This window comes from Chitinophagales bacterium (assembly GCA_013816805.1).
In the GTDB taxonomy this organism is placed as follows: Bacteria; Bacteroidota; Bacteroidia; order Chitinophagales; family UBA10324; genus MGR-bin340.
The window spans coordinates 177900-199315 of the sequence record JACDDS010000006.1 but is presented as its reverse complement, the minus strand read 5'-3'; the positions used below and the strand labels follow the sequence as shown (position 1 = coordinate 199315).

Genomic DNA, 21416 nt, shown 5'->3' with positions numbered 1-21416 from the left:
TTTTTTTTACCATTTAACTTTGTATATCAAAGTACTTTTAAAATAAAAAAAAACCTTATTAAGACTATTAAATGAACAAATACAATGACAGAAGAAATCAAAAATAATTTAGACAATCCCCGGCAACTTGAAAAGCTGTATCGGGACAATAAAACAACCTTCAAAAGAGCGTTTAACTCTGTTTATACGGGGCTGCAGGAAAATTCTACGGCTAAAATTTGGAATGAAAGACTAAACTTTGAAAATGAAATCTCCTGGGGGACAAACAAGGAATTGACATTTGTTATGATTGCTATGGTTATTGCAGGAGCCATTGCTGAAATCCCCAGATTCGCCGGCATTAATCCTGAATACTTTTATCCCAGGAATATAGCATTTGTGTTTTTTCCATTATTGACAGCATACTTTGCATGGAAACAAAAGATTCAAATCAGGAGATTAGCTATTGCTTCTTTTGCCATTTTATTTTCAGTTTTCTTCATTAACATTCTTCCGGACAACAATGAAAGCGACACGCTGATTCTATCGTGTATTCATCTGCCATTGTTTATATGGGCAGTTCTGGGTTTTACATTTACAGCAGACAGCCTGAAAAACAACCACAGACGACTTGACTTTCTAAGGTTCAATGGAGACCTGGTTGTAATGACTACTATCATACTTATTGCAGGAGGGTTATTGAGTATAGTAACTATGGGCCTTTTTGAACTTATAGACTTAAAAATAGAAGATTTTTATATCCAATACATGGGGATTTCAGGAGTGGCAGCTGCTCCTATTTTAGGGACTTACCTGGTTCAGACAAATCCTCACCTGGTAAATAAAGTTTCGCCGGTAATAGCAAAGGTATTTACACCATTAGTTTTGGCGACACTTGTAATCTATCTGTTTGCTGTAATCTATACGGATAAAGACCCGTACAATGACAGGGAATTTCTATTGATTTTTAACCTGCTTCTGATCGGTGTAATGACAATTATATTATTCTCAATCACCGAGACCTCAGGAAATTCTGACATTAAAATCCGCACAATGATGTTGCTTGCGCTTTCCGTGATGACAATAACTATCAATGGCATAGCCCTTTCCGCAATTCTATTCAGGATTTCCGAATGGGGAATTACACCAAACCGGCTTGCAGTTTTCGGCGGCAATATTCTTATACTGACAAATCTCCTGTTTGTAACTTACAGACTCTTCAAAGCAGTGAAAGACAGCAATGAAATCGGGGAGGTTGAAAATAGCATAGCTTCTTTTTTACCTGTCTACGTTCTATGGGCAATCTTAGTGACTTTTGTTTTTCCTGTAATATTTAACTTCAGATAGAAAAAGACAAAACTACAGTACACAATATGGATTCGACAGAATAAGATGAAGCGCTTAAGACAAGAGTTGTGCTTCTATTAGACATTCCCATAAAGAGGGATTCGCTTGTGATGCTGTGGACTTTGCGGGTGTACGTAAATAGCAGACCATATCAATTATGCCACTGCTTCTATTGTTGGATTTCCAATCCTTGTACCTTTACAGGAATAAAAAAGGCATTCAATTAAATGACGACAAGGAAAACGAAACAGAATCCGGGAACTCATTAACAACTGGGTTTCTGCTGTTAAGACAAAAAATATGGATGGCATTTTGGCCCATCACGACAAGGACATGGTGATGTTTGATGTCCCGGAGCCTTTTCAATCGATGGGCATTGACGCTTATAGAAAAACCTGAGACACTTTTTTTGTAGCCACACAACCAGGAGTATTTGATTCAGACAATGAAAATTATAGCCGGCCATAATGTTGCTTTTTGTTTTGCAACAATGAAATGCCGTAACAGAAACCTAAGGAGAGTTTATGAGGACTTAGATTTTCGGCTAACAATTGGCCTGCAAAAGATTAACGATCAATGGACAATCCTGCATGAACACCATTCCATACCCGCTATTAATTCTTAAATAAAATTTAAAAATGCCACATTTTATTATTGATTGTTCTGAAGAAATCATCAAACAAAAATCACCTGACGAAATAATGAGTGCCGTTTATGATGTTGCAGAACAGACAGGGTTATTTTCTGAAAACGACATTAAGGTGAGAATCCGGCCTTATCAATATTTTAAATTAGGAAAAAATAAAAATAATTTCATTCACATCTTTGGCAACATCATGGAAGGTAGAACTGCTGAACAAAAGACAAATCTTTCCCAAAGAATAATTGAACGACTTAATGAAATGTTTCCGGATATTTCTATTTTATCAATCAATATCCGGGAATTCGAAAAAGTAACCTATTTCAATAAAGCATTACTGAATTCACTTAATAAAGCTAATGACAGACATTTAAATACAGAGAAGGAAGCATTTTAACATTAATTACAACAAATATTAACCCCACTAAAACACCACAATAGTTATCAATACTTTACTGTCATGGATATTCAAATTGTAAAATTAAACCATAATGATTGTGTTAGGTTTCAGGAACTTATCAGGCTCTTTGAAGATGTTTTTGAAATGAAAAATTTCAAAATGCCTGCAGAAATTTATCTTCAAAAACTATTGAAAAGGGATATCGGAAGCACTAATTATCTGCCGATGATAAGACAATTGAGGAAAAAAATCAATCACAAAATTAAACCGTAAATAACCCAAATGGTAACAGGAAACACTGCAACAATCACGGTGGAAACTATAGTGAAAGCACCTATAGAAAAAGTTTGGAAATTCTGGACTACTCCGGAGCACATCACAAAATGGAATAGCGCCTCAGACGACTGGCATACACCAAAAGCTGAAAATGATTTACGCCAAGGCGGAAAGTTTGTCGCTCGGATGGAGGCCAAAGACGGCAGCTTCGGCTTTGACTTTGGAGGAATTTATGATGAAATCATAACAAATCACCTGATCACTTTCGCCCTGGACGATGGAAGAAAAGTGCAAATCAACTTTATAAATAATGGCACCGGAACAAAGGTGACTGAAACATTTGAAGCAGAAAACGAAAATTCAATTGAAATGCAGCGGAATGGGTGGCAGGCTATTTTAGATAACTTTAAAAAATATGCGGAAACGAATTAGTAAGCATAGCAGTCGCTTTTCTGCAGATGAAAGCCGACAGTAATGAAAAAGCAAAAGGAGGAGCAGCTAACAGCCGCTTCTTCAGGGAGAGAAATAAAGAAGCATCGATGAGTAACAAGAGTATAGAGTTTATTTATTGGTTCGCCTACTACAATCTCGACTCTCCCAGTGTACGATACCGCGCAAAATATCCTCTGGAATATTTTAAAGATAAATTAAATGTAAGTTCTTATTTAGTGATACCTGGTTATTCTGTAAAGAGGATTTATCTATTCCTCAGAGCTTATTTTTCAGCTCTTTTTTTCAGAAAGCCGAATTCAATAATAGTTATTCAAAGAGTCCAGTCGAAATTTATCTATGCTAATCTTTTAAAAATCCTGGTGATATTTCAAAGGCAGGAAACGGTATATGATCTTGATGATGCAGATTACCTGGAGCACTCTCCGGATATTTTATACTTTTTCGTAAAAAATTGTGAAAAAATAGCAGCAGGCAGCATAGAAATTTCCCGTCATTTAAAACAGTTTAATCCTAATATTACTTACGTTACTTCCCCGGTAGTCGATTTGGGAATTTTTAAAAAAAATAAAAATTCTCTTTTTACTATAGGATGGATTGGTGGGTTTGCATGGGGCCATAAAGACAGCCTGCTTAAATATGTCTTTCCTGCCTTGAAGCGCGTCTCTTTTAAATTTAAGATAGTTTTTATAGGAGTACTTAAAAAAGCAGATATTAATTTCATTTATGATTATTTTAAAGAAAATTCCAATATTGAAATTGAAATACCTGAGAGCATTAATTGGAATGCCGAAAAAGAGATTCAAGATCGAATTGTTTCTTTCGATATTGGTATTGCCACTTTATCAGATAACCCAATTCAAATATCGAAATCAGGAATTAAGGCAAAGCAATATTTGAATAACGGAGTTCCGGTGTTAAGCACCAACCTTCCGGAAAACAATAGGGTAATTGTAGACGGTAAAAACGGATATTTCTGTTCTGATTTCACTGAATTCAGAGAAAGAATTTATCAGTTTTACTATATGAGCAATAATGAGTATAAATACTTCTCAAAAAACGCGCGGGAATCCATTAAATATTTTGACCACAGTAATTATTTTCACGATTTCGAAAAATTAAAAGCAGGAAACCACAATTTTTAATTCAGAAAAATCCATGAATGTCAATCCATAACAAAAAATCATACTTTTATTTTGCTTGCTTTATGTTAAAGAGGAAAAAAAAAGAGAATTCAATAGCTGCTTAATTTTGCTATTGCAAATAATACATTAACGTGAAAGCTGGGAACCTTATCATTAGGCTTACAGACAAAAAAGGAGGAACAAACTATGAATTTGACATCACAAATAGCCAGGCAATTCAGAGAAGCTTATTTTGGAAAAAACTGGACCTGGTCACATGTTAAAGAACATTTAGCAGACGTAACCTGGCAACAGGCCACCACTAAGGTGTATTCTTTTAACACCATTGCTGCGCTGGTTTATCACATGAATTATTACGTGAGTGCACTCCTGAAAGTATTACAGGGAAATCCACTCGAAGCCAGCGATAAGTACAGCTTTAACCATCAAATAGTGGGATCCGGGGAAGACTGGGAGAAATTGCTTGCCAGGACTTGGGCTGATGCTGAAAACTTTGCTGGCCTGGTGGAACAACTGCCGGAAAACAAGCTTTGGGAAAACGTGGCGGATGAAAAATACGGTAATTACTATCAGAATATTCACGGAATTATTGAGCACACCCACTACCATTTAGGGCAGATTGTACTGATAAAAAAAATACTCCTTCAGGCTGATAAAAACGGAGGTAATAAAAACATATAGTAAAACGGAATGTGCAATGATGAACAACTGCATGTTTGATTAACAGAAGATGACCGAAAAGAAAAACATTTTTACAATTATCGGGAGTGCGCAGAAAAACTCAGCAAATCAAAAGCTCATCAATAATTTATCTGAGCTCACACAAGCCAATTTCAACCTGACCATTTTCAATGATTTAAAAAGGCTTCCTCATTTTGATCCGGACCTATCATTAAACAATCCGCCAAAGCTAATTATTCAATTAAGAGAGGATATTGAAAAAGCGGATGGAATAATTATCTGTACTCCGGAATATGTGTTCAGCATTCCGAGCGGACTAAAAAATGCAATTGAATGGTGTGTTGCAGCTACCGTGTTCAGCGATAAGCCAACCGGGCTTATCACCGCTTCAGCCCATGGGCAAAAAGGCCATGAAGAACTGCAATTGATAATGAAAACCGTAATGGCAAATTTTACAAATGAAACCACCATACTGATACAGGGAATAAAAGGGAAGATAGATGCAGCCGGAAAAATTAAGGATAGTAAAGTTAAAGATGACTTACTAAAATTTATAAATGCATTTAAAGACCTGGTTAAGAATGCCAACCGTTAACATACCGGCTATTGTGAGCAGGAATGCCGCATTTAGAGTGTAGGAATCGTTAGTCTTAAGGGAGCTAATATCTTTGCAAAGATCAAAACGCACTTTACATTATGCAGCTGTCTGAAACTCCTGATAAGAAAGAACTGCCGGTTCTATCTTTCAAAACTCGCAATGCTTTCGATAAGTGGCTTGCTAAAAACTATGACAAGTACAACGGTATTTGGTTAAGGTTTTTTAAAAAAGCTTCAGGAGAAAAAGCAATTACATACAAGGAAGCTCTGGACGAAGCGCTCTGTTACGGCTGGATAGATGGACAAGCTAATAAGTATGATGATAAGTCCTGGATTCAAAAATTTACTCCGCGCAGACCAAAAAGTATCTGGTCAAAAAGGAATACAGACCATATTGAGCGTTTAACATCACTTGGTAAGATGAAACCCTCAGGTGTGGCAGAGGTAGAAAAAGCGAAAATTGACGGAAGGTGGGCAAATGCATATGACGGTTCAAGTCAAATGCAAATTCCGGAAGATTTTATGAAAATACTTTCGAGAAATAAAAAGGCTAATACATTTTTTAAAACATTAAATAAGGCAAACAAGTATGCAATTTCTTTTCGTTTGCAAACAGCCAAAAAACCTGAAACAAGAGAAAAAAGGTTGAAAGCAATCCTGGAAATGCTTTCTAGAGAAGAAAAATTCCATTAACCACTGCAAGCAAAACCATTTAGAGACCTCGAAAATTTTTGGTGCTGCTCGCTTAATTTTAACAGTGCCTGATTTTGGTGCATCGTCTTCATGAAAAGAAGACGATGCATGCTCCATCATTTATTTAAAAATTCATCAAGGTTACCATGAGCCGCTGTAAAGCCTGCCTCAAACCCTGATTCAATAATTTTTTGCATGTCCTCTTCCGAGTCGAAGGTGATTTCAACCTTCACCTTTGTTCCGGTATCCGTTGGGCTGAATTCACTTCTCCAGTGCATAGGCGGAAAATCGTTCGTAATGTTCCGTTTTTGTCACAGAAGCCTTCATCGCCAATATAGCTTTTATAAGGAACGATGGCTTTGAAATCCGCACGGCAATAAGACTCCGCACCATCCAGACTTACCATACTATAGAGCCAAACACCACCTTCCCAAAAATCCATTGATTTTGTTTCTGCCTTCCATGATTTAGGTGCCCACCATAAATCCAATATATCTTTATCTGTCCAGGCTTCCCATACCTGGGGAAGAGGGGCATCAAATTCCCTTACTACAACAATTTTTCTGTTGGCTGCATCTTTAACGATGCTTGTCTGTTGTTTCTTCATTATTTTTTTTGTTTTAGATTTTTCAATACAGTATCCAATTGATTAAAAGGGTCTTCCCAACTGGCACGGAAGGGTTCCAGCCATTTGTCAATTTCTTTCATTTTTTTTGGATTGAAATGATAATATATTTCCCTTCCGGATGGTTTCTGTTTCACCAGATGGCACTCGGCTAAAATTTTGATATGCTTGGATATGGCTTGCCTGGTGCTGTGAAAATGCCCGGCAATTGCATTTGGTGTCATTGCCTGTGTGGCTAACAAACTAAGAATTGACCTGCGCGTGGGATCAGAAATCGCCTGAAATACATCTCGTCTCATTACGTTATCACTTAATCGGCAACTAGCCGGTTGCAAATATATGGGCAATTAATCGGTTGCGCAAGTTTTTTCTAATGTCGGCAACATTAACATAACCACGAACTGCTGAAATAACGGCATGACTTTATCTTTGCAAAAGCTTTGGAAATAAACAACGCAGAATAGTATTCAGGGATACTATTATATTTTCGGAAAATCAGAAAATATTGAGAGGCAATTCCTTAAGAAAAAATCTTAAAATTTACAATATTCTCCCCCGATCTACTTGTTATAAGATAAATGCCTTTGGGAAGGTTGATAGAGGAAAGCCCATTTCAAAACTTATTCCTGATAATAGCCCTATTGCTGGTCTCCAATAATTTAATCTGTTTTTACTTATTTAATTTTAATGCATGGAAGAAGATATCGAAAGAGCTAAAAAAGAAAAGAAGGATAATACACCTTATATTCTTAATACATCATCAAATCTATTGGGGCTTTGCTTTATTGTCCTAACCTCTTTAAAAGTTCTTAATCTATCAGAGACCAGTATTATCGATGAACTAATTACCATTGCAATTATCATGTTTATGGCAAGTATTGTTCTTTCCTTCCTCTATATGCGAAGACCTAAAGCTCCCGGAATTCATTACGAAAAAGCAGCAGATTATATTTTTCTTGCAGGGCTGTTTTTTCTTTTTGTAACCACACTGCTCATTACATTCAATATTATCAAATGAAAGAGCATTTTAAAAGTGAAAATGTTTGTTTGCCAAAAAATTGTAGAGTCGGTAAGTAGAAAATAATCATATGGAAAGATGCCAGGATTATTTGAAAAAAACTAATGGTAAAATTACAATGCTAAAAGTCCAGAATGATATCTGATAACAAAAACAAGTTTAATTCCAAATGAAACAAGATGGCATGATTGATAACAAAGGCTATGCACCTGTAAATGGTCTAAAAATGTATTACGAAGTTCATGAACCTTCAGGCAAGGCAATAACTGAAGGCATACCTCTGGTTTTGATTCATGGCGGGGGTTCTACCATTGAAACTACCTTTGCAAACATACTCCCATTACTTGCGCAGTATGTTAAAACTATTGCTATTGAACTACAAGCTCATGGGCGCACTGATGACAGAGACGGTGATTCTTCATTTGAACAAGACGCCGATGATGTTGCCGGCTTGCTTACCTTTCTCAAGATTAGTAAAGCTGATTTTTTGGGCTTTAGCAATGGTGGAAATACAGCAATGCAAATTGCTATCAGGCAACCTGAACTGGTAAACAAATTGATTATCGCTTCATCGTTTTACAAAAGAGATGGATTAATACCAGGTTTTTTTGAAGGGCTTCAGCAAGCTACGCTGGACAATATGCCCGAACCCCTAAAAACGGGGTACTTAAAAGTGGCCGATAATAAAGAACACCTGCAGGTAATGTTTGACAGGGACCGGAAAAGAATGCTGCAATTTACAGATTGGACAGATGAAGACCTCCGTTTAATAAAGGCTAAAACCTTTTTGATACTTGGCGATCGTGATGTGGTGAGATCAGAACATGCAGTTGAAATGTTCCGGCTATTGCCAAATGCCGCATTAGTAATACTCCCGGGGGAGCATGGTGCCTGTATTGGTGAAGTGACAACCGCAAAGGAAGGCAGTAAAATAGTGGAACTAACAGCCTTACTGATTAAAGAATTTCTGGCAGAGCCAGGTTAAAACTAATTACTCAAATACAAAACACTTATTTCAACCCGCTTAAAATGGTAATAAGCTTTCTAAAAATTCGATTATCTTAATAACACTGTGCATCATTTATTCCTTTTAGAGAATCGAATGCTTGCAATTATATGAACTTATTGAGGTTGTTTTGTCAGCTAAAATCAAGACAATATAAGTTGAGCGCTTTCTAAGCCGAAAATATGTATCGTATTGATTATAAATTTTATATTTTTTATTCTTCGGAAATCTGTTTCAGCACTTCCAAAGCCTTTGGAAAAACCTTACTTAAATATTGCGCAAACTCGTCGATAAACACCATCTCTACATTTAATCGGGTAACTCCATTTGTTTCCTCCAAATAGTAGCTTTCGGTTGCGGCACCCCAGTATTTTGGTTCTTCAATCCCATTCTTAACTTCGCCCAGCTGCCTGAATATCATCTGTTCATTGGGTATCTTCTTCTCAATAATACCGAACATGCCACTACCATCAGGAGAAAGAAATAAAATTTTACCTCCTTCTTTCCAATCACTTTGTGCATAGGAACCTTCGGCGAATGCTGCAGTCCATTTTCTATAGCTGTCATCGTTCCATAGCTTTTCCCAAACCTTCGCTCGGGCAGCATTGATAGTAATGGAGAATTTTAATGTTGACATAATCTTATATTTTGAAAATAAATGAAGAGTTAATTAACCACAAAAATACAGACGGTATCTTTAATGTGCAGGTGCAAGAAGCGACAATAAGAAGGTGAATTGCGACAAAAGGTGGCTTACTTTCTCAATAATAAAATTGCAATGGAAAACTTACCATTATACATAAGTTTCATCTTTGGTTTAACCACATTGGTATCGGTATGGTTATTTTGCAGGGCAGCTGATTATTCTAACACAACTTTAGTCATTTTAGGGTCATGGCTGATAGTGCAACTGTTTATTGGGCTATCTGGTTTTTACACAAATACTAAAACTTTTCCGCCCAGAATTCTCCTGTTGGTTTTGCCGCCGTTGCTATTTATCGCAATATTGTTTTTTGCAAAAGGTGGCAGAAAATACATTGATCAGTTGAACATAAAAACGTTAACGCTTCTTCATACCATCAGGGTAGCAGTAGAACTGATACTTTTCCTGTTATTAGCTAACAAAGTTATTCCTCAGCTGATGACTTTCGACGGAAGAAATTTTGACATTCTCTCCGGATTGTCAGCGCCTTTTGTATTTTATTTCAGTTTCATCAGGAGAAAATTAAGCAGGAAGTTTTATACTGAGTTGGAATATTATTTGTTTGGGACTATTGATAAATATTGTTGCTATTGCAATGCTATCTGCACCCTTTCCATTTCAAAAGCTTGCTTTCAGCCAGCCAAATATTGCAATTTTATATTTTCCTTTTGTCTGGTTACCCTGCTGCATAGTACCCATTATTCTATTATCACACTTAGCTACAATAAGACAATTGTTAAAAAATATAGAATTCTAAATAGATAGCTTGTTAAAACAGTGAATTAATATTGTGGCTGAAATAATTATCCTCTTCGTTCATAAAAGCCGAAGTATGAATAGTTTCAGTGCCTGCTGATTGCATGGATTATGAGCAGTAAATAGCAACAATGAGAAAAATTTTAATAATTTTCCAGATTGCAACCGCTGTCTTTGTTTCAGCACAAAACAATAGCAAATATGCAGATTCTGTACGCAGAGCTAATGGAATTCCTGAACTGGCATATGCAGTTATTACAGGCGATTCCATTTTAGAAATGGCATTTTCCGGTTATCATTCTGTTGATCTGAATGATACAGCAGCCATTTCAGATCGTTTTCATATTGGCTCGAACACCAAAGCGATGACTGCTTTCATGATTGCAAAACATGTAGAAGAAAATGAGTTGCAGTGGAATACGAAGTTCTTTGATTTATTTCCGCAATGGAAAAAAGAATCAAACCCCGCTTACTATGCCATTACGCTAAAAGACCTTTTATCACACAGAGCCCGAATTCAACCATTTACCGAAGATGAAGAAGATGATTCCATACCTATATTTAACGGAACGAACCAGCAAAAAAGAACAGCGTTTGGTAAATATGTTCTGACATTAAAACCTGCAACTATTGATTCCAGTCTTAAGTATACGTATTCAAATGCAGGCTATACGCTGGCCGCATTAATGGTGGAAAAAGTGACTTCAGAAAGCTGGGAAGAATTGGTCTCAAAAGTATTCAATAAAGATTTAAATATTGATGTTCAGCTTTCGTGGCCTGACAATCAATTAAAGAAAGGCACATGGGGGCATGCTTTTGAAAACAATAAGCTGGTCCCTGTTCCTAGCACCACTGATTATCATTTGGATTATGCGGAACCTGCAGGGGATATAAACATTACACTTACGGATTATATTAAGTTTATTCAGCTTAATATTAATGGGTTAATGGGAAAAAGTAATTATCTCAATGCCGCTACATATCAGTTTCTTCATAAAGGCATAGAAAATTATTCAATTGGCTGGGCTAATATTTATGAAAATGGAAAAGAGTTTTCTGCGCATTCGGGCTCAGCCGGAACCTATTTCAGCTCTGTTTCTATAGATAGAAAAAAGTACACTGGATATATCATATTCACAAACTCGGCTACAGAAAATTCAATAACAGGTGTTAGGTTATTAATGCGAAAATTGAAAGCAATGCATGGCAGCTAATAAGCCATTTCATAAACAGTAACTGTCTAAGTAAAATATTTACCTGGACATAAAATACCAGGATTACGTATTTAGCATCTTCAATTTATATTTATTTTCTTCCTTTTTATTTCAAAGTAAGATTTGCGTAACTGAACTGTTACACATACATTTGTAACCGGGTGGTTACATAAGTTGGCAATGACAAATAAAAGAGATGTTTTCCGGGCCATATCAGATCCTACAAGAAGGGAAATCATTAATCTGTTGTTCAGACAGCCTTTAAACCTGAATGCCATATCAGGAAACTTTAAAGTTAGCAGACCTGCTATTTCAAAGCATATTAAGATTTTATCAGAATGCGGTTTAGTAGTTATCCGGCAACAAGGAAGGGAAAGACATTGCGAAGCACGGCTTAATGAATTAAATAAGGTTTCGAAATGGGTCGAACAATACAGAAGCTTTTGGACAAATAAGATGGATGCACTCGAGCAGCATTTGTCCCGCCCTAATAAGATTAGTAAGCATAAACCCAAAAAAATAAAATATGAGCGACAATCCCATCGTAATAGAAAGAGTATTTAATGCTCCAATCTCAAAAGTCTGGAAAGCCATTACCGATAACAATGAAATTAAAAAATGGTACTTTCCCTTAGAAGATTTTCGGCCTGAAGCAGGATTCAAATTTACCTTCATCGGAGGCAAGGAAGGTGGCACTCAATATCTGCATCTTTGTGAAATTACAGAGGTTATTAAAGGAAAAAAGCTGACCTATAGCTGGAAATATGACGGTTACCCCGGACAGTCGTACGTAAGCTTTGAGCTGTTTGACCAGGGTGATAAAACATTATTGAAACTAACACACACCGGTGTAGAATCATTTGCTGCGGCAGGTACTGATTTTGAAAAACAGAATTTCGTAGAAGGGTGGACTTATTTCGTAAATAAAGCATTGAAAGAATATCTGGAACCAGCTTCTAATCACCAGGCTTAATTTTTTTAATAAGTCATAACAAAATTATTCAGCTATCCGCTTATCTGATCAGCGATTGCTATCAGTTTTGTAACGGTTTTCCAATTCCTTGTAGTAGCAGTTACTTTTAACTTATTTTCAAAAAAGGTATTGGAAAGTTTGGTATTTCCATAGCCGCCCGGGCAATACAAATAAACCTCTCTGTTAAGTAAAGTAAACTGATCAGATGCATAGCTGAGATTTTCAATTTTATCTAAGTTCACTTGTTCGGGCATTCTTGCCAGGAATGTAACGTGTAATTTTTCCTGGTCAATATCCTTTTGGTTTATAAAGGGATTGGCAGCATAAATGGTTTCCATTTCCTGCGCCGTTCTGATGATTACCGGAACTTCAAACTGATACTTTTTAAGAATAGCCTGTCCAATCTTCGCGGAAATTTCTGTATCAGAAGTGGATGCCGCCTTAAAAACAATATTACCGCTTTGGATGTAGGTACTCACATCTTTAAATTTTAACCCTTCATACAACACCTTTAGATCCGCCATTTTGATTTGCTTATGGCCGCTCACATTAATGCCGCGCAGGATTGAGATATAGGTTTGCATCTGCAGTGACTGTTACTTATTCTTAAACATCCAACGCAAAATACGGTAGAAATAAAATACTGTTTTGTTTGCTTATGGTAACCTTTTCCAACTAATGATTAAATGGTGCCAGATCCAAAATCAAATTATTTATTTTTATTACCTTATTACTTCCATGAAGCATATTTTCTTTCTCTTCCTCACCTTTTCCGTTAATGCTGCCCTGGCAGACAATTGGGAATTGTTTCCGCGTAATCAGCGAAATGTTTATATCTCTACAGAACAAAATTCGCAGCATTACGTGTATGCTTACAAAGCCGATTCGCTTAAAACAGATGGAAACAGCACTACTTATCTCTTCAACCAAAAACCATTTACGGATAGTGGCTCTTATTGTCTTTCACATTTTCAAAATTCTACTGATTTCAGATGGTATCAGGATCCTTTCGGCATGGACTCCATTAAACAAACTGGTAACCATTACGAAATCAATATCGGCGGCACTATTGTAAAGTTTAATCATTTAGCCTCCGTTAACGAATCCTGGAAGGTAACAGCAAGCGAAAATGCCTGGTCAATTGATTACGTGATTATAAATTGTACTTCCATTTCAGAAGAAACGATATTCGGATTTAGCGACAGCGTGAAAGTTTTCTCAATTACTGCTTACAAGAAGCATGATACTATTCCACAGTTTGCCTCTTACCACTACAGACTTTCGAAATCATTTGGATTCATTGAATTTATCCCTTTCAGAAATCTGGTTTTCGATGATAATTTCTACGGCAATTTAACCAGGCTCGTTTTACAAAGAATGGAAATAGCCGGACAGGTATATGGATTTTCATTTCCTGCTTTCGAAGATTATTTTCATTACCAACCTCAGGACGTATTGATTTGGAAAAATATACGCGACTGGTATGACGTGCTGAGTCCAACGACAGGCGAGTATTACCGGGATTCGTTGTTAACCGTTACCCGAAGTCCAGATTCAGTTTGCATGTGTATTCACAGGGAAATAAAAAAGTTTACTGAAGGCTTAAACGATACTAGCTATTCAGAAATTAATATTTCACGCTGCTTCATTGCAAACCAATTTGAACCCTTTCTTCAATTAGGAGCCGGTCAATCAGCAATGGTGAATAACGATTTTGGTTCAGGTCATGGAGGCATCGGTTGCTGGGAACACATTCAAATTAAAATTGATTCATCTTATACCCCTGCTCTTTTCTCAATACATCCTCATTACAGCTATTATCTCGATACAAATGATTGCCGCATAAAAATCCCTTATGATTACGGCGCTGATTTTAAGATTGATACTAAATCAGGCTTGACATTCTACGGCGAATATGGGTTTATCATCGATACCACCGGTTTAGCAGGTTATATTCCGGGTGCTGGAATTTCCGGAGATTGTTTGCCTGTAGGAATAACACCTGTTTCGGAGAATGGTGACCATAATCTTTTCATTCAACCTGCTCTTGCATCGGATTACATTCAGATTGAATCTCGCGATAAAGAAAGAGTTTCCATAGAAGTATATTCTTTGGAAGGAAAGGTTTTATTCTCTGCGGAAAAGAATCCGGATGATGTGATTGATATTGCATTTCTGCCGGATGGCTATTATATTGTACGGCTTACTGCGAAAGATAAGATTCGCACGGTTAAATTTTTGAAGCAACAGGAGAAATGATCTTTTGGGTTATTTATGAAACCTCAAAATGTAACCGGGATTTTAATTTTGTTCCCTTTTCTTATCACAGATACTTCTGTAGAAGCTCCTTTGCTGAAAGCCGAGAGTGCTTTCATGTAATCCTGGATGTTATCTACTTTAATGTCACCCATCTGTACAATCACATCACCAGAAAGTAGTCCTGCCTTTGCTGCGGGACGATTATCACTCACGGCATCTACGCGCAATCCCTTTCCTTCAAATACATAGTCCGGCATAATACCCAGGGTTACTTTAAATGCAGGAAGATCCTGGCTGCTGTTTTTGGTTTTAGTAAATACCCGTTTCTGTTGATTGTTAAGCTTGTCAATTAAACGGACAACGTAATCAAGCACTTTCACTTCCCCAGAAAAATTGATCTTATCAGCATCATCAGTAGGTTTGTGGTAATCACTATGCTGACCTGTAAAGAAAAAAAGAACCGGTATATTTTTCAGGTAAAAAGATGTGTGGTCGGAAGGGCCAACACCGGAGCTATCGAGCTTTATGTGAAATGGACCTGAAAGTTTATTGATAAGAGGAATGAAAGTGGGCGAAGTACCGACACCACCCAGCTCGATAGTATTTGTGGAATCCCGCAGTCGTCCGATCATATCCATGTTTACCATGTAATTGACTGTGGAAAGAACGATAGTGGGTGAATCACAGAATTTTTTCGAACCTATCAGTCCCAGTTCCTCTCCCGAAAAACAGATGAACAAAAAGTTGTACTGCTCGGTAATATTATTCGAGGAATAGTATCGCGCAAGCTCCATTACACCCGCACTTCCTGAAGCATTGTCGTCAGCACCGTTGTGAATCTTCCCTTCCGGGTTTATGTCGAGTGCATTGTGATCGTAACCCAAACCAAGGTGATCGTAATGCGCACCGATAACGACGGTATAAAGGGCATGGTTATCTAAAAATCCAATCACATTCGTGCCTATTTTATATACAGCATGCATAGTATCCAGGTTATGCGGATCGGGCGAATAACGGAAATGAAAAGATTGGTACCAGGTTCCATTCACTCCTGCGGGACTAAGCCCGTACGAATTGAACTGACTGCTGATATATGCAGCTGCATATTTTTCATCCACGCTTCCGGTTTCTCTTCCTTTCATACTGTCACTTGCAAGAAAGTAAATGTGTGATCGAAGAAACTGCTCTTCAATTTGTGCATTGCAGACTATAGCGGTTATAAGAAATGGTATACAAAATATATATCGACTCATGGCTAAATTTTTAAGGAATCCATTTGGATAGGTAAACATCAATCTCATGCTTGTTGCTGCTATTCCGGTTAGAGCAAAAGACAAGATTTTTTCCATCAGGTGAAAACATGGGAAATGCGTTGAATGTACCTGCATCGGTTATTTGCTGCAAGCCTGTACCATCGATATTGATAGCAAATAACTGGAAGTCAAATCCACCGCTGCTTTTGGCATTGGAGGAGAAGACAATTTTCTTTCCTGTCGGGTCGAAGCAGGGTGCCCAGTTCGCATTTCCTAGCTCAGTCAACTGGTGCTTATTAGAGCCGTCTGCATTACAAATAAATAATTCCATCTTAAGCGGCGACACTAAGCCTTGCGACAAAAAATCGCGGTAGGCTTTAACCTCTTCTTCGCTCTTTGGATGGCAGGCTCGATATACAATCTTAGAGCCATCAGGTGAGAAAGTAGCACCTCCATCGTAACCGGTTTCATTTGTGATCTGAACAGGATTACTTCCGTCGATATTCATTCCCCACAGATCAATATCTCCTCCGCGGGTAGAAGTAAATACAATTTTATCTCCCTTCGGAGAAACGGTTGCCTCTGCATCGTATCCGTTTGTATTGGTCAGCTGTTTCACAACATGTCCTTCAAGATCTGATTCATAGATGTCGTACGAATCATAAATAGGCCATACATAATTTTTTGGATCGTGGGGCGGTGTCGCCGGGCAAATAGCGCCAGCGGATTTGGTGGAAGCAAAAAGAAGGTGATTTCCATCAGGAAGAAAATAAGAACAGGTAGTACGGCCGCCATCGATACTGATCAGCCTGGAACGGTAAGCAGTATCGGTCTTAGCGGCTTTAATATCCATCAATAAAATCTGGTCGCAGTCGTAACCCCAATCAGCGCGGGTAGTTTGCATCGTCAGCCATTCCCCATCAGGACTAAAATAAGCTTCAGCATTTGTGCCACCATGAGTCAGCTGTTTTATATCTGTTAAATGAGGTTCAAAGGGATGGATTAAAAAAATGCTGCCGGATAAAATGCAAGCCAGAATTATAAAAGCACTTTTCATCCTTAAAAAATTAGGAACAAAAGTCTTTTAAATCTATCACATTATTGCTAATCAATCACCTCAGGTTGGTAACAGTGCTAATCGACTCAGTTAAATATTGAACAGCTGATGCTGCTTTGATAAACCTTTACAGATCATACCATTTCATAGTCCACTTTTAATGGGGAAGGCATTTTTTTAGAAGCGTTAAGTATTTCTATGGCTACTATATTTTCACCTGATGAATAGTCAATAATTATCCCGGGCTTACTTTCATCGCTCTCGGCAATGATCTCATCGCTGAATTTAATATAAAGTACGTCAACCTCCTTATCATATTTCACCTTCATAATACTTGCTGATTTTTGAAGTTTTATAAACCGTTATTATTAAATTAGGATGTAAAGCAACATTAACGAAGATACGGATTAAATAAGATTTTCCATTTTCCTTAATTAGTCCTTGAAATACTTGAAGATCGCTTTGGGTTACTATTTCATCTGGTTGATTAATAATTTGAATAATGATCTGCTGAATGATTTTTCTTTCATGCATTTGTTCACGTGCATGGGTTGAAAAAATGAATTCCATAAAGATTATGTGTTACTGTAAGAGATTCGAAGAACAGAAAGGTAGTTTCATGTTTGGATAAGTACAATTTCAAACAATACTTTATTAAAAGGTAAATGATGAAACTCTATGATCAATATAAATCTTTTCAACATCGGTTAATTTGCTATTCAGGATTGCCCTGCAGGTAGTATTTTTGCCGCATCAAAAAAACTAAACCAATGAAAATGAGATTCCTGATAATCTTTGGATGTATCGCTTTAACCCTTGCTTCCTGCGTAAGCACTAAAAAATTTAAAGCCCAGGTCTCCAGGTATGATACCCTGCAATCCAACTATAACAGAGTGGAAGACCAGCTCAGAACATGCCTTACTGAAAGTGAAGCTAATGCGAAAAAGAAGGCAGAAGTGGAAGAGCAGGTGACGGAACTAAAGAAAAATAGTACTACCATGCTGAACCAGCTAACCGATCTTTCTGTGGTTACTGCACAGCAGGCAGAAAGCATAAAAAAATCACTTGACAATTTAGGGATGAAAGACCTGTATATCCAGAACCTGCAGACACAAATGGCGAAAAAAGACTCTCTTAATATGGCACTTGTTATGAATTTAAAAGGCGCCCTGCAGGATGTAAATGATACAGATGTTCAGATTAAGGTGGAAGGAAGTGCCGTGCTGATTTCCATCTCTGATAAAATGCTGTTCAAGACAGGCAAATACGATATTACACCTGAAGCAAAACAGGTGTTAGGAAAAGTAGCGCGTGTACTGAACGCCCAACCAAATGTTCAATTTATGGTGGAAGGAAATACAGATAATAAGCCAATAAAAACTCCTTTTATTAAAGACAACTGGGACCTGAGTGTACTGCGTTCCTCGTCTGTTGCCCGCAGTTTGCAAAATGACTATCACGTAGATCCTTCACGTATCATAGCAGCAGGCAGAGGCGAATACCATCCGCTTAGCAGTAATGATACAGAATCAGGCAGACAAACGAACCGGCGCACCAGCATTATTATTCTGCCTCAGCTCGATCAATTCTTTAAGTTGCTGGAGACTAAGAAATAGAGAATAGTTTTTCAGGAGTCAGTAGTCAGTTTTGAGCAGAAGAATAAGTGCTAGCTTATTAATTCTTCTCATAGCTGATTACTGATAGCTGACTGCTGATATCTGATTGCTGATATCCAATAGCTTCATATACATCTTATATTTGTATCCTTATAGCTCGTTGAAGCAGTAAATATGAAGCTTACAAGGTTATTTTTTGCAGGGATGACCATCAGCTTTTTAGGTACGTTGCCTTTAGGAACCATCAACCTGATCATTTTGCAATTAGCCATCACTGATGGATACAATGTTTCAATATTATTTGCATTTGCCTTTTTACTGGTGGAAATGCTTTATGTAAGGATTTCTTTAGTGGCGATGGATTTCATCATGAAGCAAAAACGCATTTTAAAGATGATGGAATGGATAACATTTTTTATAGTTATAGCACTTGCCATTTCATCTTTTATAGCTGCAGCAAAAAATGATGCACATGCAAAAAATGTATTGTTAAATCATCCGTCTCATCCCTTCCTGCTGGGATTATTTATAAGCGCCATTAACCCTATACCCCTCCCCTTTTGGTTTGGCTGGAGTACGATCTTATTTACAAAAAAAATATTATTACCAAAGAACAATTATTATAATATCTACACAATTGCAATAGGCTTGGGAACGCTTATAGGCAGCTGCATATTTGTCTTTGGAGGGCAGCTGATTGCAGTGAAATTCGGTGCCAATCAAAAAATTATGAATTGGACTATCGGCTTCATTTTCGCCATTACGGCTATTATTCAGTTATGGAGGACCATTAAGCCTGAATCTGCTGCTACAACCCGAAAAAGTTTAGTGGAGCCGGAAACGAAAAAATAGAATAAAATTCATTCTATTTTTAGCGCCTGTGAATCTGAAAAACGCCCTTTATTACGTTACCCATTGGGAAAGCTGGGAGTGGCGTATTAAATATATTCCTTTAATACCGGTCTGGCTTTGGCATTGCATGCGTACCGGATCGTGGTGGTTTTTTACTGCATCAAACCCAACGATCACTTTTGGTGGATTCGAAGGTGAGAGCAAACGTGAAATTTATAATCAGCTCCCACCAGGCTCATTTCCTAAAAGTATTTACATTTCTCCTTCCTGTTCTTTTTCTGAGTTAGAGCATCTCATTTCAACCCATAACTTCAGATATCCATTTGTTGTAAAGCCTGATGTAGGTAAGATGGGTTTTCTGTTTCGCATTATCAATAACAGTGAACAGCTTCACGATTATCATATAAAATTACCGGTCGATTACATTGTACAGGACCTGATAGATTATCCAATAGAAGTAAGCTTGTTTTATTACCGTTTCCCAAATGAGCAAAGCGGAACCATAACCGGATTTTTAAAAAAGGAATTTTTAGAGGTAACCGGTGATGGAAAAAAAACATTGTGGCAGCTGATTCTTGATTACTCCCGCGTACGTTTTATGCTGGATGAAATGGCATCCAAACACCATGATCGTTTGGAAGAAATAATTCCCGAAGGTGAAGCATATTGTTTATCCTATGCCTTAAATCTCAGCCGGGGCGGCAAGCTGGTGAGCCTGGCTCATGAAAAAGATGACCGGCTGCTAAAAGTGTTCAACGACCTTAGCGATTACTCTAAGTATTTTTATTACGGCCGTTATGATATTAAGTGCTCCTCGATTGAAGATTTGAAAGAGGGCAGGAATTTTTCTATACTTGAATACAATGGCAGCGGAGCAGAGGCACACCATGTGTATGGAAACGGGTATACGTTGCTACAGGCATATAGCATACTGCTGCACCACTGGAATGTTTTGTATAAAATTTCAAAGTATAACCGTAAAAACGGAATTCACTATTGGGATCTTCGGCGCGGTCTTATCTTTGTTAAAAAAGTAAGAAAGCATATTAAAATTATTAGCCGGCTGGATAAGGAAGTACCGTAAGAACTAGTTTAGCGTTGAAGTTCTGAAATATATACTCTGGAATAATATTGGGTTATACATTTGTATTACTATTAGATTTTCGGCTCATGGAATCGAATGCTATCATTGAGGAATATTTATCTTTTCTGCACTATAAGGAATATCCGTGCATAGGCGCTAAAGCAGCGCTTTCAAAGGAACAAATACGTTATATGGTTGCCGATAATATGGCTTGCCCGAAAGATGATACCTCCATTTTAAAATTTCTTTATGAATTTATTGATGAATACCGGAATTCTGAACAGATATATTATAGTGCAGCTATCCTGTTTAAAGATCCGGAAATAAACAATGAAGAAAAGTTCGATGAATTATTATGGCAACGGCTTCAGGCATTAGGCGATCTTGATATACAAAATTATTCTTACGACACCCGGGTAAGCGCAGACCCGAATTCCCCTGATTTTAGCTTTAGCCTGAAAGAAGAAGCATTTTTTATTGCAGGCTTACATCCTGCGAGCAGCAGGCCGGCGCGCCGGTTTAATTACCCGGCTATGGTATTTAATCCCCATGCACAATTTGAAAAAATGCGGGAAACAGATCTCTATGAAAAGGTGAAGAATATTATTCGCCACCGTGATATATCTTATTCAGGATCTATAAATCCAATGATGAATGACTATGGTGACTCATCTGAAGCGTCTCAATACAGCGGCCGCAATTACGATGGTACGTGGAAGTGTCCTCTTCGGACGCGCAACGTTAAATAATTTTATCTTCTTAGTTTTTAACACGCTTAGCAAATAAAAAGAG

26 protein-coding genes and 1 pseudogene are annotated in these 21416 nt (G+C 37.5%); 19 read left to right on the top strand and 8 right to left on the bottom strand.

Annotated elements, in window-relative coordinates; genetic code table 11:
- Window positions 1-84: 84 nt before the first annotated feature.
- The 8 genes from H0W62_07130 (at window position 85) to H0W62_07095 (ending at window position 6208) form a co-directional block, all read left to right on the top strand.
- Entirely contained in the window at window positions 85-1326 is a 1242-nt protein-coding gene (locus H0W62_07130; protein ID MBA3648308.1) for a hypothetical protein, read from the top strand.
- A gap of 445 nt (window positions 1327-1771) precedes the next feature.
- The gene (locus tag H0W62_07125; GenBank protein MBA3648307.1) at window positions 1772-1951 is read left to right on the top strand and encodes a nuclear transport factor 2 family protein; all 180 of its coding nucleotides are present in this window, start codon (window positions 1772-1774) and stop codon (window positions 1949-1951) included.
- A gap of 13 nt (window positions 1952-1964) precedes the next feature.
- Window positions 1965-2363 carry a 5-carboxymethyl-2-hydroxymuconate Delta-isomerase gene (locus tag H0W62_07120; GenBank protein ID MBA3648306.1) on the top strand — a complete coding sequence of 133 codons (399 nt, stop codon included), beginning with the start codon at window positions 1965-1967 and terminating at the stop codon, window positions 2361-2363.
- Between the two features lie 285 nt (window positions 2364-2648).
- Window positions 2649-3074 carry an SRPBCC domain-containing protein gene (locus H0W62_07115; protein MBA3648305.1) on the top strand — a complete coding sequence of 142 codons (426 nt, stop codon included), beginning with the start codon at window positions 2649-2651 and terminating at the stop codon, window positions 3072-3074.
- Window positions 3075-3100: 26 nt separating this feature from the next.
- Complete coding sequence (locus H0W62_07110) at window positions 3101-4237, top strand: glycosyltransferase (protein MBA3648304.1); 1137 nt, start codon at window positions 3101-3103, stop codon at window positions 4235-4237.
- A 186-nt stretch (window positions 4238-4423) separates the two neighbouring features.
- Window positions 4424-4918, top strand: a complete 495-nt coding sequence (locus tag H0W62_07105) for a DinB family protein (protein ID MBA3648303.1) — start codon at window positions 4424-4426, stop codon at window positions 4916-4918.
- 49 nt (window positions 4919-4967) lie between these two features.
- Window positions 4968-5513 (top strand): NAD(P)H-dependent oxidoreductase, encoded by a 546-nt coding sequence (locus tag H0W62_07100; protein MBA3648302.1) that lies wholly within the window; start codon window positions 4968-4970, stop codon window positions 5511-5513.
- A 101-nt stretch (window positions 5514-5614) separates the two neighbouring features.
- Window positions 5615-6208, top strand: a complete 594-nt coding sequence (locus H0W62_07095; protein MBA3648301.1) for a YdeI/OmpD-associated family protein — start codon at window positions 5615-5617, stop codon at window positions 6206-6208.
- A 229-nt stretch (window positions 6209-6437) separates the two neighbouring features.
- Here the strand turns inward: H0W62_07095 and H0W62_07090 are convergent, their stop codons facing one another.
- The gene (locus tag H0W62_07090; protein ID MBA3648300.1) at window positions 6438-6815 is read right to left on the bottom strand and encodes an SRPBCC domain-containing protein; all 378 of its coding nucleotides are present in this window, start codon (window positions 6813-6815) and stop codon (window positions 6438-6440) included.
- On the bottom strand, window positions 6815-7132 hold the full coding sequence (locus H0W62_07085) for a winged helix-turn-helix transcriptional regulator (protein ID MBA3648299.1): 318 nt from the start codon (window positions 7130-7132) through the stop codon (window positions 6815-6817). Before H0W62_07085 ends, H0W62_07090 begins: the two co-directional genes overlap by 1 nt.
- Window positions 7133-7524: 392 nt before the next feature.
- Here H0W62_07085 and H0W62_07080 point away from each other — a divergent pair, with 392 nt between their 5' ends.
- Window positions 7525-7851: a hypothetical protein gene (locus H0W62_07080; GenBank protein ID MBA3648298.1), complete on the top strand. Its 327-nt coding sequence runs from the start codon at window positions 7525-7527 to the stop codon at window positions 7849-7851.
- Between the two features lie 184 nt (window positions 7852-8035).
- Window positions 8036-8836, top strand: a complete 801-nt coding sequence (locus H0W62_07075; GenBank protein MBA3648297.1) for an alpha/beta hydrolase — start codon at window positions 8036-8038, stop codon at window positions 8834-8836.
- A gap of 235 nt (window positions 8837-9071) precedes the next feature.
- Here H0W62_07075 and H0W62_07070 read toward each other — a convergent pair whose 3' ends face one another.
- Complete coding sequence (locus H0W62_07070; GenBank protein MBA3648296.1) at window positions 9072-9494, bottom strand: SRPBCC domain-containing protein; 423 nt, start codon at window positions 9492-9494, stop codon at window positions 9072-9074.
- Window positions 9495-9635: 141 nt separating this feature from the next.
- Between H0W62_07070 and H0W62_07065 the strand changes: the two are divergent.
- The 4 genes and pseudogenes from H0W62_07065 to H0W62_07050 all read left to right on the top strand — a co-directional run bounded on the left by H0W62_07065 (window position 9636) and on the right by H0W62_07050 (window position 12503).
- Window positions 9636-10317, top strand: a pseudogene (locus H0W62_07065) (hypothetical protein).
- Window positions 10318-10447: 130 nt separating this feature from the next.
- Window positions 10448-11530, top strand: a complete 1083-nt coding sequence (locus H0W62_07060) for a beta-lactamase family protein (protein MBA3648295.1) — start codon at window positions 10448-10450, stop codon at window positions 11528-11530.
- Between the two features lie 180 nt (window positions 11531-11710).
- Window positions 11711-12094, top strand: coding sequence for a winged helix-turn-helix transcriptional regulator (locus tag H0W62_07055; GenBank protein ID MBA3648294.1), 384 nt, complete (start codon window positions 11711-11713; stop codon window positions 12092-12094).
- Entirely contained in the window at window positions 12057-12503 is a 447-nt protein-coding gene (locus H0W62_07050) for an SRPBCC domain-containing protein (GenBank protein ID MBA3648293.1), read from the top strand. The genes H0W62_07055 and H0W62_07050 overlap by 38 nt, the downstream gene beginning before the upstream one ends.
- A 32-nt stretch (window positions 12504-12535) precedes the next feature.
- Here the strand turns inward: H0W62_07050 and H0W62_07045 are convergent, their stop codons facing one another.
- Window positions 12536-13087 carry a DUF1697 domain-containing protein gene (locus H0W62_07045; GenBank protein ID MBA3648292.1) on the bottom strand — a complete coding sequence of 184 codons (552 nt, stop codon included), beginning with the start codon at window positions 13085-13087 and terminating at the stop codon, window positions 12536-12538.
- 154 nt (window positions 13088-13241) lie between these two features.
- On the opposite strand from H0W62_07045, the gene H0W62_07040 reads away from it, so the two are divergent.
- Window positions 13242-14762 carry a T9SS type A sorting domain-containing protein gene (locus H0W62_07040; GenBank protein MBA3648291.1) on the top strand — a complete coding sequence of 507 codons (1521 nt, stop codon included), beginning with the start codon at window positions 13242-13244 and terminating at the stop codon, window positions 14760-14762.
- 23 nt (window positions 14763-14785) lie between these two features.
- On the opposite strand, the gene H0W62_07035 is transcribed toward H0W62_07040, so the two are convergent.
- From H0W62_07035 to H0W62_07020, 4 genes are all read right to left on the bottom strand, one after another.
- The gene (locus tag H0W62_07035; GenBank protein ID MBA3648290.1) at window positions 14786-16015 is read right to left on the bottom strand and encodes a M28 family peptidase; all 1230 of its coding nucleotides are present in this window, start codon (window positions 16013-16015) and stop codon (window positions 14786-14788) included.
- Window positions 16016-16025: 10 nt separating this feature from the next.
- Window positions 16026-17072 (bottom strand): PD40 domain-containing protein, encoded by a 1047-nt coding sequence (locus H0W62_07030; GenBank protein ID MBA3648289.1) that lies wholly within the window; start codon window positions 17070-17072, stop codon window positions 16026-16028.
- Window positions 17073-17206: 134 nt separating this feature from the next.
- Window positions 17207-17401, bottom strand: a complete 195-nt coding sequence (locus tag H0W62_07025; GenBank protein ID MBA3648288.1) for a DUF2283 domain-containing protein — start codon at window positions 17399-17401, stop codon at window positions 17207-17209.
- Window positions 17385-17642 carry a DUF4258 domain-containing protein gene (locus H0W62_07020; GenBank protein ID MBA3648287.1) on the bottom strand — a complete coding sequence of 86 codons (258 nt, stop codon included), beginning with the start codon at window positions 17640-17642 and terminating at the stop codon, window positions 17385-17387. Before H0W62_07020 ends, H0W62_07025 begins: the two co-directional genes overlap by 17 nt.
- 200 nt (window positions 17643-17842) lie before the next feature.
- Between H0W62_07020 and H0W62_07015 the strand changes: the two genes are divergently transcribed.
- From H0W62_07015 to H0W62_07000, 4 genes are all read left to right on the top strand, one after another.
- Window positions 17843-18688: a flagellar motor protein MotB gene (locus tag H0W62_07015; GenBank protein MBA3648286.1), complete on the top strand. Its 846-nt coding sequence runs from the start codon at window positions 17843-17845 to the stop codon at window positions 18686-18688.
- Window positions 18689-18862: 174 nt separating this feature from the next.
- Complete coding sequence (locus H0W62_07010; protein MBA3648285.1) at window positions 18863-19540, top strand: LysE family transporter; 678 nt, start codon at window positions 18863-18865, stop codon at window positions 19538-19540.
- A gap of 28 nt (window positions 19541-19568) precedes the next feature.
- Window positions 19569-20624 (top strand): hypothetical protein, encoded by a 1056-nt coding sequence (locus tag H0W62_07005; GenBank protein MBA3648284.1) that lies wholly within the window; start codon window positions 19569-19571, stop codon window positions 20622-20624.
- 86 nt (window positions 20625-20710) lie between these two features.
- A complete protein-coding gene (locus H0W62_07000) occupies window positions 20711-21373 on the top strand; it encodes a YqcI/YcgG family protein (protein MBA3648283.1) in 663 nt (220 codons plus the stop codon).
- Window positions 21374-21416: the final 43 nt, after the last annotated feature.